Source organism: Pseudoalteromonas sp. LC2018020214 (genome assembly GCF_016598755.1).
Classification (GTDB): domain Bacteria; phylum Pseudomonadota; class Gammaproteobacteria; order Enterobacterales; family Alteromonadaceae; genus Pseudoalteromonas; species Pseudoalteromonas distincta.
Genome location: NZ_CP066804.1, coordinates 1,065,320 through 1,077,071 on the forward strand (window position 1 = coordinate 1,065,320; position 11,752 = coordinate 1,077,071).

The window sequence follows — 11,752 nt, forward strand, 5'->3', positions numbered from 1 at the left end:
TATGACAAAGTGGCTGCTTATTATTTTTGCCATGGTGTTTGTACCAAATGTAAGTGCAGAAGGAATTGATGCCCTTACTATTACAACAAACGCTGATGGCACACAAGATTACTCAGTAACGTTACAAGTTTTAGCAATTATGACGGCGCTGAGTTTTATACCGGCCGCCATAATTATGATGACCTCTTTTACACGAATTATTGTTGTACTCGCCATTTTGCGCCAAGCAATTGGCTTACAGCAAACACCGTCAAACCAAGTGTTATTAGGTATGTCACTTTTTTTAAGTATTTTTATAATGGCGCCTATTTATCAGCAGGTAAACGAGCGAGCTATAGAGCCTTACTTAAATGAGCAGGTTACATCAGTAGAGGCTTTAGAGCTTGCTAAAGAGCCAATGAAAGCATTTATGCTTTCACAGGTGCGTTTAAAAGATTTAGAAACGTTTGCTAAAATTGCTGGTTACGATCAGCTAAATTCGCCACAAGATACGCCATTAATAGTGTTAATACCGGCCTTTGTAACCAGCGAACTGCAAACGGCATTTATAATTGGGTTTATGTTTTTTATCCCATTTTTAATTGTTGATTTAGTGGTCGCTTCGGTCTTAATGGCGATGGGTATGATGATGCTTTCTCCCATGATAGTGTCCTTACCGTTTAAAATTATGCTGTTTGTACTTGTTGATGGTTGGAGCTTAGTGATGGGGACTCTAGCTAAAAGCTTTGGTTTAGGGACTTAGTATGCAAAGCATTAACATGACCCAACAATAGGAGTACAACATGGAACCGGAAATTTTTGTTGATATTCTAAGTGACGCGCTGTTTTTAGTTATTAAATTGGTGTCTGCAATTGTAGTCCCAGGCTTAATTATTGGTTTAGTGGTTGCTGTATTTCAGGCGGCAACATCAATCAATGAACAAACGTTGAGCTTTTTACCTCGTTTATTAATTACCATTAGTGCGCTAATTGTAGGTGGGCACTGGCTTACTCAAGAACTGATGGATTTTTTTACTCGCCTAGTATTACTTATTCCTGAAATTGCAGGTTAAACGTGGAATACCCCTTTGCTGTCGTTATTCAATGGTTGAGCGATTTTTTGCTGCCCCTGGTACGCATTAGCTCAATGATTATGATTATGGCTGGTTTAGGTGCTAAAAATGTCCCTACGCGTATAAAAATGGGGTTATCAGTTGTTGTAACTTTTCTTGTTGTTCCTGTTCTACCGCCCGCTACATTCACTAATTTATTTTCGTTTGAGATGATTTTAGTCGTTATTCAACAAATGCTGATTGGTGTTGCTATTGGTTTTGCATCTATACTTTTATTAAATACTTTTGTGTTAGCAGGGCAAATACTTGCGATGCAAACCGGTTTAGGTTTTGCTTCGGTTATTGACCCCTCTAATGGCGCAAGCGTCCCAGCGGTTGGCCAGTTTTTCCTTATTTTGGCTACCTTGTTATTTTTTGCTTTTAACGGTCATTTAATGATGATTCAAATGGTGGTACATAGCTTTCAAGTGCTACCTATTGATGGCACATGGTGGTCTGTAGATCATTACTGGGACATAGTGACCTGGGGCGGCTGGATGTTTACTACCGCACTGGTACTCTCACTTGCACCGCTTACCGCAATGCTCGTTATTAATATGTCGTTTGGGATTATGACGCGTGCAGCGCCGCAATTAAATATTTTCTCTATTGGTTTTCCGTTTACCTTGGTAGCGGGACTTATTATTATTTGGGCGACACTAGGTAACTTTGTTACTCAGTTTGAGTTTCAATGGTTAAAAATGGTTGAGCTAATGTGTACTTTAGTTGGTTGCTCACCTTAGGAGAAAGTCATGTCTGAAGACTCAGGACAAGAAAAAACAGAAGAACCCACATCCAAAAAGCTTGAAGAATCTAAAAAGAAAGGCCAAATAGCACGCTCAAAAGAGTTAGGTACCATGTTTGTGCTTATTTTTTCGGCTATATCGCTTTTGATGTATGGTCCTGAAATTGGTAAAGGTTTATACAATGTAATGGGCCGAACCCTTAGCTTAAACCGCAACGAAGCCTTTGATACCACTAAAATGTTTGCCGTGTGGGGAGAGGTTGCAGACGCGTTAATGTTTCCTATGGCTATGTTTGTATTAATTATCGTTTTGGCTGCATTTATTGGTAATACGTTACTCGGTGGTTTTAACTTTAGCTGGGAAGCTGCTGCACCTAAAGCAAGTAAAATGTCGCCAATGAAGGGCTTTAAGCGGATGTTTGGCCCACAAGCGGCCATTGAGCTTGTAAAGTCACTCTTAAAATTTGGTTTGGTTGCAAGTTTTGCTGTGTTTTTAATTAATACTTATTTTGATGAAATACTGCATTTAAGTTTAGAAAGTGCACCGGGTAATATTATTCATGCCTTAGAGATTTTAGGGTGGATGTTTTTAGGCCTTTCGTGCACTTTAATTGTTATTGCCGCCATTGACGCACCATTTCAAAGTTACAACCATAACAAACAACTTAAAATGACAATGCAAGAAATTAAAGATGAGTATAAAAATTCTGAAGGTGACCCACAAATAAAAGCGCGCATTAGGCAAACACAAAGGCAAATGTCGCAAAACCGCATGATGCAAGATGTTCCTGACGCTGATGTTATTGTTACCAACCCAACTCACTACTCTGTAGCATTAAAATACGACACGGAGCGCGCAGGTGCGCCTATAGTGCTTGCTAAAGGCATTGATGAAATGGCGATGCAAATTCGAAAAGTAGCAATAGGGAATGAAGTACCTATATTAGAATCCCCCATGTTGACCCGAGCGCTTTATCATACGGCTGAAGTAGGAGAGCAAATACCCGATCAGCTATTTACCGCAGTAGCGCAAGTTTTAGCGTATGTATTTCAGCTTAAGCGCTTTAATAAAGGGCGCGGAAAACGTCCAACTAAGCTCAATAAAAAGCTGCCAATCCCCGATGCCTACAAGTATTAAACCGTTAACAGAGTAACTTGGAATAGTTATTGCAAATTCTACGTAGTGTCAATTTTTTGAAATTGTAGAATTATGAGTTTTAAAGCGGTATTACAACAACTTAACAGAGATAAAAAAGACTATGCCAAAGGGGTAGGTACACCTTTGCTTGTGCTTGCTGCCTTGGGAATGGTGATTTTACCACTACCGCCATTTTTACTCGATATCCTTTTCTCGTTTAATATTGCTCTCGCATTAGTGGTTTTACTTGTAACTGTTTACACGATGAAGCCAGTTGAATTTGGTATTTTCCCCTCTGTATTACTAATCGCTACAATTATGCGCTTAGCACTTAACGTTGCCAGTACTCGAGTTGTATTACTTGAAGGCCATAATGGTGGTGATTCTGCCGGTAAAGTAATTGAAGCGTTTGGCTCAGTTGTTATTGGTGGTAACTACGCTGTTGGTTTGGTTGTGTTTTTAATCCTGATCATTATTAACTTTGTAGTAATTACTAAAGGTGCTGGTCGTATTTCTGAGGTATCTGCGCGTTTTACCCTTGATGCAATGCCGGGTAAACAAATGGCAATTGACGCCGATTTGAACGCAGGCTTTATCAGCGCAGAACAAGCGCGTGACCGCCGCGAGGAAGTAACTCGCGAAGCTGATTTTTACGGCTCAATGGATGGTGCGAGTAAATTTGTAAAAGGTGATGCGATTGCAGGTATTGTTATACTAATCATCAATATTGTTGGTGGTTTATTTGTCGGTATGATCCAGCACAATTTGAGTTTTGGCAATGCAATGGAAGTATATACATTACTTACCATTGGCGATGGCTTAGTTGCTCAACTCCCTTCTTTACTGCTTTCAATTGGTACCGCGATTGTTGTAACACGCCAAAATGAGTCGCTCAATATGGGGGACCAATTTAAGAAACAACTAGGCAACGAAAAGTCACTCTTTATTGCATCTGGTATTTTGATCATCATGGGCTTAGTGCCTGGTATGCCGCATATTGCTTTTTTAAGTTTAGGTGCGTTACTGGGTTACTTAGCTTACTACACACAGCAAAGTAAATTAAAAGCTGCTGCGGCAGAAGCTGAAGAGGCCGCTAATGGCGGAAGCGTTGCAACGGGTGTTGCTAATAAACAAGAACAAAAAGAACTAGGCTGGGATGACGTTCAACAGGTTGATGTAATTGGCTTAGAAGTCGGTTATAGATTAATTCCGTTAGTGGACCAATCACAAGGTGGTGAGCTACTTAATCGTATTAAGGGTGTGCGTAAAAAGCTTTCTCAAGAGCTTGGTTTTTTAGTACCTCCGGTACATATACGCGACAACTTAGAGCTTGACCCTAATGCTTACAGAATAACGCTAATGGGTGTTTCAACCGGTGAAAGCGAGCTTAAGCATGGCGACGAGCTAGCGATTAACCCAGGACAAGTATTTGGTCCAATTAAAGGGGTTGAAACAAAAGATCCTGCGTTTGGCCTTGATGCAGTATGGATCAAGCCAGATCAAAAAGATGAAGCACAATCACTAGGTTATACCGTAGTAGATTCAGCCACGGTAGTTGCCACTCATATTAGCCAGTTATTAACTAACAGTGCAGCGTTATTACTAGGGCATGAAGAAGTTCAAAACCTACTTGATATGCTTGCTAAAAGCCATCCTCGCTTAGTGGAAGGACTAGTACCTGATGTATTGCCATTAACTGCTATTGTAAAAGTACTACAAAATTTATTAAATGAAGGCGTGGCTATTCGCGATATGCGCTCAATTGTTCAAACCCTTGTTGAGTATGGCCCACGTAGTCAAGACCCTGATGTATTAACGGCTGCAGTGCGTATTTCACTACGTAGATTAATTGTTCAAGATGCGGTGGGAATGTCATCAGAAATCCCTGTCATAACCTTGGCGCCTGAGTTGGAACAGATGTTGCATCAGTCATTACAAAATGCAGGCGATGAAGGTGCCGGTATTGAGCCAGGACTTGCAGAGCGACTTCAAGTGTCATTGACACAAGCGCATCAAAATCAAGAAATGGCCGGCGAACCTTCTATATTGCTAACGTCAGGAATGTTACGCACTGTGTTATCTCGTTTTGTTAAGTACACCATTCCAGGATTGAGAGTGATGTCTTATCAAGAGGTACCAGACGAAAGACAGATCAAAATTGTAAGCTCGGTAGGCCAACAATAAGATTTTAACAGGGGTTGAATCATGAAAATTAAACGTTTTTTTGCTAAAGATATGCGCACAGCACTTAAAGAAGTTAAAGATGAGTTAGGTGTTGATGCGGTTATTATGTCAAATAAAAAACTGGCTAACGGTGTAGAAATTGTAGCGGCAGTTGATTATGACAAAGCAGCCCCTAAATTAGCAGCGCAACCACAACGCCCTGCAGAGCCGCGTACTCAGGCGCCACAACAAAGCATGCATAACTTTGTAAAACCAGAGCCACAGCGTGCCAAGCCTGAGCCTCAAGCAAAAGTTGCTGACAGCCTACAAGCATTATTAGAGCGTCAATCACCGCGTCCTCGTTCTCCTGAGCTTGCATCGATGTTTTCACAATCGGGTATTGATACTACTGATAACTATCAAGAACCTGATATGGGGCAGCGTACTAAAAATATGTTTGCTCCTGAAGCTGCTGCGCCAGTTCGTCCACAAACTCAAGCGGATAGCTTAGGTTTTGATGATTTAGACCGCGACTTTGATGATTTAGATAGCCCAGTAACCACTCGCCAACAAGCACCTAATAATGAAAGCGAAGAAATGACAACAATGCGTGAAGAAATGAACGCAATTCGTCAATTACTTGAGCATCAAGTATCAGGCTTGATGCAACAAGATATGGCGCGTCGCGATCCAACACGCGCTTGTATGGTTGACCGTTTAGTCGGTATGGGTATCGATAAAGAAGTAGCACAGCAAATGGCATGTTTTGTACCTGATGATGTGTCTCGTAAGCAAGGTTGGAAAGCATTGTTAACTATGGTCGAAGATCAAATGCAAACAACCAATAATGAAATACTTCGCCAAGGTGGTGTATATGCGTTAGTGGGTCCAACAGGTGTGGGTAAAACAACGACTGTTGCTAAGCTTGCAGCTCTAGGCGCACAAAAATATGGTGCCGATAAAGTGGCGTTAATAACCACTGATACATACAGAATTGGTGCTTATGAACAACTTGCAACATATGGTCGTATTATTGGTTGTGGTGTTAAGCAAGTTAAAGATGCTAATGAATTAGCTGAAGTTTTATATCATTTACGAAATAAACGTCTAGTATTAATTGACACAGCAGGTATGAGCCAGCGAGATTTACGTTTAACTGAGCAATTAAACACGTTAATGCGTAACCAACGTGTAGATATTCGCAGCTACTTAGTACTTAGCGCGACAGCACAAATTAATGTATTGCAAGAAACTGTACGTCACTTTAAAAAAGTACAGTTAAGTGGCTGTATTTTCACTAAGTTAGACGAATCATTAAGTTTGGGTGAGATTATTAGTATTGCGATTCAAAATCGCCTTCCAATAGGGTATCTTACTAATGGTCAACGAGTACCAGAGGATATTCGTGTTGCAAATGCTGAGAAACTAGTTAAAAAGGCTGAGCAATTATATTTAAAAAGAACAAAAGAACAACATTCAAGGCACCAAGCAGTGGCGCCAAGCACAGTAGGGATGTATGATTAACACAGTATTAGATCAAGCAAGCGGCCTGCGCAAAATGAGTCAAAACAATAACAACGGCGTAAAAGTTATCGCTGTAACCGGTGGTAAAGGTGGAGTAGGGAAAACAAATGTTTCTCTAAATACAGCTATTGCACTTGGGCAGCAAGGTAATCGAGTATTAGTGCTGGATGCTGACTTGGGTTTAGCAAACTGTGATGTGATGCTTGGTTTACGTGTAGAGCGTAACTTGTCACACGTCTTGTCTGGTGAATGTGAGCTTGATGAAATTTTAGTTGAAGGCCCTGCAGGAATTAAAATTGTACCCGCTACATCGGGTTCGCAAAGTATGGTTGAATTATCACCATCTGAGCATGCTGGGCTAATTCGTGCGTTTAGCGAATTGAATACCGAATTTGATATTTTAATTGTAGATACAGCTGCTGGTATTTCAGACATGGTACTGAGCTTCTCGCGTGCAGCGCAAGATGTAATGGTTGTTGTATGCGATGAGCCTACATCAATCACCGACGCTTACGCACTTATTAAAGTATTAAGTCGTGAGCACGGCGTTTATAAATTTAAAATTGTTGCCAATATGGTGCGCAGTATGCGTGAAGGCACTGAATTGTTTGCAAAGCTATCTAAAGTTACCGACCGCTTTTTAGATGTATCAATGGAACTAGTAGCAACGGTTCCTTATGATGAAAATATGCGCAAAGCAACACGTCGTCAAAAAGTAATAGTAGAGCTCTTTCCAAATTCGCCAGCCGCTCTTGCGTTTAAAACGCTGGCAACAAAAGCAGTTAAATGGCCAATACCCAACCAACCATCTGGGCATTTAGAGTTTTTCATTGAGAAACTAGTAAACGGTTAATTATGACAACACTGGTGAATAGAGCTATGGGATATCAATCAACACAAAATTTAAATGTGATTGTTGAGAAGCATGCATCACTTGTTAAAAAAGTGGCATGTCATCTAATTGCTCGATTACCACCTAGCGTTCAACTTGATGATTTAATTCAATCAGGAATGATAGGTTTAATAGAAGCTTCGAAAAACTTTGATGCAACAAAAGGCGCAAGCTTTGAAACTTTTGCCGGTATTCGTATTCGCGGTGCTATGCTTGATGAAATGCGCCGTGGTGATTGGGCTCCTCGTTCAGTTCACCGTAAAAACAGGCAAGTTGCAGAAGCAATTACTGAGCTCGAAAGTAGTCTGAACCGCGAACCAACGGACATAGAAGTTGCTGAAAAACTTGAAATTTCGCTCAATGAGTACCATCATATTTTAAATGATGCGAATACGAGTAAAATATTAGGCATTGAAGACCTTGGTGTAGATGAGGATGTTATTACTCCTGTAGGCCAAGATTTAGCACAAGATAAACCTTTTAATAATGTTAAAAATGATAGGTTTAATGAGTCTTTGCTAAGTGCAATTAAGTCATTACCAGAGCGTGATGCAATGGTGCTTTCTTTGTACTACAACGATGAAATGAATTTAAAAGAAATAGGACATATACTCGATGTAAGTGAATCGCGTGTAAGTCAGATACATGGTCAGGCGATGATTAAGCTTAAAGCTAAAATCAATGACTGGATAAATTAGTAGTAAGTAAACAAAGGTTAATACCTCACTGGGGGATGTTTTGGATAAAAACATGAAAATTCTTGTAGTTGATGATTTTTCAACGATGAGACGCATTATAAAAAACCTGTTACGTGACTTAGGTTTCACTAACGTTCAAGAAGCTGATGATGGGTCTACAGCTTTGCCTATGTTGCAAAATCAAGTGTTTGATTTTGTAGTTACGGATTGGAATATGCCTGGAATGCAGGGTATTGATCTTTTAAGAGCAATACGTGCAGACGAGAAGTTAAAACATATCCCTGTATTAATGGTAACGGCAGAAGCTAAAAAAGAACAAATAATAGCTGCGGCGCAAGCTGGCGTGAATGGTTATATTGTTAAGCCATTTACGGCTGGAACATTAAAAACTAAATTAGAAAAAGTATTTGAACGCTTAGGCTAATGATGGGGGAGAGGCTTATGCCAGCACCAGCTGCGCCTCAAATAACGTTAGAACAAGCTCGTCAGCTCGTTGTTTTTTTAGAAAATGATGAGCAAGACAAAGCAAATCAGTTGATTTTAGAGGCTGCTTCTAAAGAGCAGTCTGAATTATTTGCTGAAGTTGGAAAGTTGACTCGTCAACTTCACGAAGCTCTTAAAAGTTTTGAGCTTGATACTCGCTTAAGTGACATAACTACAGATGCGATTCCAGATGCTAAAAAGCGGCTTAATTATGTTATAGAAATGACAGAAAATGCGGCTAATAAAACAATGGATGCAGTGGAAGCGAGTCTTCCTATAGCCCAACAGTTAGCGGACGAAATATCTCATATCAAACCGACATGGGATCGTTTAATGAGCCGCGAGATTGAGCTTGGTGAGTTTAAGCAACTTTGCCATAGCATCGATAAGTTTATGAACAACTCTCATCATAAGACTGATGAGCTTCAAAGCTTAATGACAAATGTACTAATGGCTCAAGACTATCAAGACTTAACAGGTCAAGTTATTCGCCGTGTTATTGAACTTGTTAGGGAAGTAGAAGAAAGTTTACTTCATCTTTTAACTGCGTTTGCTGAACAAGACGACAGTAACAGCACCGCGAATAAAGTAGAACAACAAAAAATAAAAGAACCAGTTGCCACACAAACTTTAGCAGGTCCTGAAGGCCCTATTATTGATAAAGAATCGCGTAATGATGTTGTATCTGATCAAGATGAAGTTGATGATCTTTTATCAAGTTTGGGCTTCTAAGAGGAGAGTAACTGCATGTTTGAAGTCGATGAAGATATTTTACAAGACTTTCTTGTAGAGGCTGGAGAAATCCTAGAGCTTTTATCTGAACAGTTAGTTGAGCTGGAAAATAATCCAGAAGATACCGAGTTACTAAACGCTATATTTAGAGGTTTTCATACTGTAAAAGGTGGTGCAGGCTTTTTAGCTATGACAGAACTTGTAGATGCTTGTCACGGTGCTGAAAACGTATTTGATTTACTACGTCAAGGCGTGCGAACAGTCAACTCAGAGTTAATGGATGTTATTTTACAAGCACTAGACACCATTAATGAGATGTTTGCGACTATCCAAAACAGAGACAAGCCTGAACCTGCAGATCCTGAATTACTTCATACTCTTCATATCTTAGGTCTACCTCCAACAGAAGCCGAAGCCACTGAAGCCTCTTCACAAACAGAGGTTGAACAACCTCATAATGAAGTGGTGGATACACCGGTAGCTGATGATGAAGATCCGTTTGCATTTGATGAACTATTTAGCGGAGCGCCTTCGGTTAGCGATGCTGAAATAGATGAAATCACTGAAGACGAATTTGAAAGCTTACTTGATGAGCTGCACGGTAAAGGACAAGGTCCTGCAGTTGAAAAACCAGTAGCAAGTAGTAGTGATTTTAGTGGTGATATTACTGATGATGAATTTGACAGCTTATTAGACGAGTTACATGGTGTTGGCAGTTTTGGTGAAGTTACGAGCAAACCTGAACAAAATGATGCCAATAAAACACCTGTAGAATCTGCTATACCAGCTGTAAATACAGTTAATTCATCAGATGATGAAATTAGTGATGACGAATTTGAAGCGCTTCTTGACGAACTTCATGGTAAAGGCACTGCTCCTAAATCGATAGAAAGTGCGCCAGCTGCAAAACAACCTGAACCTGTTTCACCGCCAGCTAAACAAGTGAGTGAACCAGTAAAAAAAGCTGAGCCAGCTAAAGCTCCTACTCCAAAACCAGTTGAAAAAGCGCCAGAGAAGCCAGTAGCTAAAGTACCACCAGCAGCTCCAAAAAAATCAGCGCCACCAGCAGCAGAGACCACTGTTCGCGTAGATACAAAACGACTCGATCAAATTATGAATATGGTTGGTGAGTTAGTTCTTGTACGAAATCGTTTGGTTAGTTTAGCGACTAACTCAGACAGTGAAGCGATGGGTAAAGCAATCTCTAACTTAGATGTAGTGACTGCGGATATTCAAGGTGCGGTTATGCAAACGCGAATGCAACCAATTAAGAAAGTATTTGGTCGCTTCCCTCGCGTTGTACGCGACTTAGCACGTAGCTTAAATAAAGATATTGATTTAAAACTTATTGGTGAAGAAACCGATCTAGATAAAAACTTAGTTGAAGCACTTGCCGATCCGCTTGTGCATTTAGTTAGAAACTCAGTTGACCATGGTATTGAAATGCCCGCTGTTCGTGAAGCTGCAGGTAAGTCTAGAACAGGTAATGTTACTTTATCAGCGTCTCAAGAGGGCGACCATATTTTGCTAACCATCAAAGATGATGGTGCAGGTATGGATGCTGAAAAACTGAAAAAAATTGCAATTAGTAAAGGCGTACTCGATCATGACCAAGCGAGTCGACTTTCTGACACCGAAGCATATAACCTGATTTTTGCACCTGGCTTTTCTACAAAAGAAGAAATATCTGATATTTCAGGCCGTGGTGTAGGAATGGACGTAGTTAAAACTAAGATCACGCAACTTAATGGCTCAGTAAGCATTCAGTCTGAACTTGGTGTTGGTACTATTTTAGAAATAAAAGTACCACTTACCTTAGCTATATTACCGACATTAATGGTCGTTGTTGGCGCACAAACATTTGCGTTACCACTGGCTGGTGTTAGTGAGATATTCAATTTAGATTTAACGAAGACGAATGTAGTTGATGGGCAATTAACAATTATTGTGCGTAAAAAGGCGATACCGTTATTTTACCTTGAGCATTGGTTAGTAAAAGGCTCAGATCGTTCTCAGCGAAAATCTAAAGGTCACGTCGTTATTGTACAAATTGGTACGCAACAAATTGGTTTTGTTGTTGACTCATTAATTGGCCAAGAAGAAGTAGTGATTAAGCCGCTTGATGCGTTACTTCAAGGAACGCCAGGTATGGCAGGGGCTACAATAACTTCAGATGGCGGCATTGCACTGATTTTAGACGTTCCAAACATGTTAAAACATTACGCAGGCTAATAATAAAGTAGGTATATATTTAATATATACCTACGCATAAATTTAATAAGAGAG

11 protein-coding genes are annotated in these 11,752 nt (G+C 40.2%); all 11 read left to right on the plus strand.

The window, feature by feature from the left end:
- The first annotated feature begins 1 nt into the window (after position 1).
- The 11 genes from fliP (at position 2) to JG479_RS04635 (ending at position 11,698) form a co-directional block, all read left to right on the plus strand.
- On the plus strand, positions 2–742 hold the full coding sequence (gene fliP, locus JG479_RS04585; RefSeq protein WP_002959327.1) for a flagellar type III secretion system pore protein FliP: 741 nt from the start codon (positions 2–4) through the stop codon (positions 740–742).
- A 40-nt stretch (positions 743–782) separates the two neighbouring features.
- Positions 783–1,052 (plus strand): flagellar biosynthesis protein FliQ, encoded by a 270-nt coding sequence (gene fliQ / locus JG479_RS04590; RefSeq protein ID WP_002959325.1) that lies wholly within the window; start codon positions 783–785, stop codon positions 1,050–1,052.
- 2 nt (positions 1,053–1,054) lie between these two features.
- Positions 1,055–1,834 (plus strand): flagellar biosynthetic protein FliR, encoded by a 780-nt coding sequence (gene fliR, locus JG479_RS04595; RefSeq protein WP_024596364.1) that lies wholly within the window; start codon positions 1,055–1,057, stop codon positions 1,832–1,834.
- A gap of 9 nt (positions 1,835–1,843) precedes the next feature.
- On the plus strand, positions 1,844–2,974 hold the full coding sequence (flhB, locus tag JG479_RS04600; protein WP_024596365.1) for a flagellar biosynthesis protein FlhB: 1,131 nt from the start codon (positions 1,844–1,846) through the stop codon (positions 2,972–2,974).
- 72 nt (positions 2,975–3,046) lie between these two features.
- Complete coding sequence (flhA, locus tag JG479_RS04605) at positions 3,047–5,158, plus strand: flagellar biosynthesis protein FlhA (RefSeq protein ID WP_039484610.1); 2,112 nt, start codon at positions 3,047–3,049, stop codon at positions 5,156–5,158.
- Positions 5,159–5,179: 21 nt separating this feature from the next.
- A complete protein-coding gene (gene flhF, locus JG479_RS04610; RefSeq protein ID WP_200220056.1) occupies positions 5,180–6,661 on the plus strand; it encodes a flagellar biosynthesis protein FlhF in 1,482 nt (493 codons plus the stop codon).
- A complete protein-coding gene (locus tag JG479_RS04615) occupies positions 6,654–7,514 on the plus strand; it encodes a MinD/ParA family ATP-binding protein (RefSeq protein ID WP_002959312.1) in 861 nt (286 codons plus the stop codon). Before flhF ends, JG479_RS04615 begins: the two co-directional genes overlap by 8 nt.
- 26 nt (positions 7,515–7,540) lie before the next feature.
- Positions 7,541–8,251: an RNA polymerase sigma factor FliA gene (locus tag JG479_RS04620; protein ID WP_002959310.1), complete on the plus strand. Its 711-nt coding sequence runs from the start codon at positions 7,541–7,543 to the stop codon at positions 8,249–8,251.
- Positions 8,252–8,291: 40 nt separating this feature from the next.
- On the plus strand, positions 8,292–8,675 hold the full coding sequence (gene cheY / locus JG479_RS04625) for a chemotaxis response regulator CheY (RefSeq protein ID WP_004588308.1): 384 nt from the start codon (positions 8,292–8,294) through the stop codon (positions 8,673–8,675).
- 17 nt (positions 8,676–8,692) lie between these two features.
- On the plus strand, positions 8,693–9,466 hold the full coding sequence (locus JG479_RS04630; protein ID WP_200220057.1) for a protein phosphatase CheZ: 774 nt from the start codon (positions 8,693–8,695) through the stop codon (positions 9,464–9,466).
- Between the two features lie 15 nt (positions 9,467–9,481).
- A complete protein-coding gene (locus JG479_RS04635) occupies positions 9,482–11,698 on the plus strand; it encodes a chemotaxis protein CheA (RefSeq protein WP_200220058.1) in 2,217 nt (738 codons plus the stop codon).
- Positions 11,699–11,752 lie beyond the last annotated feature (54 nt).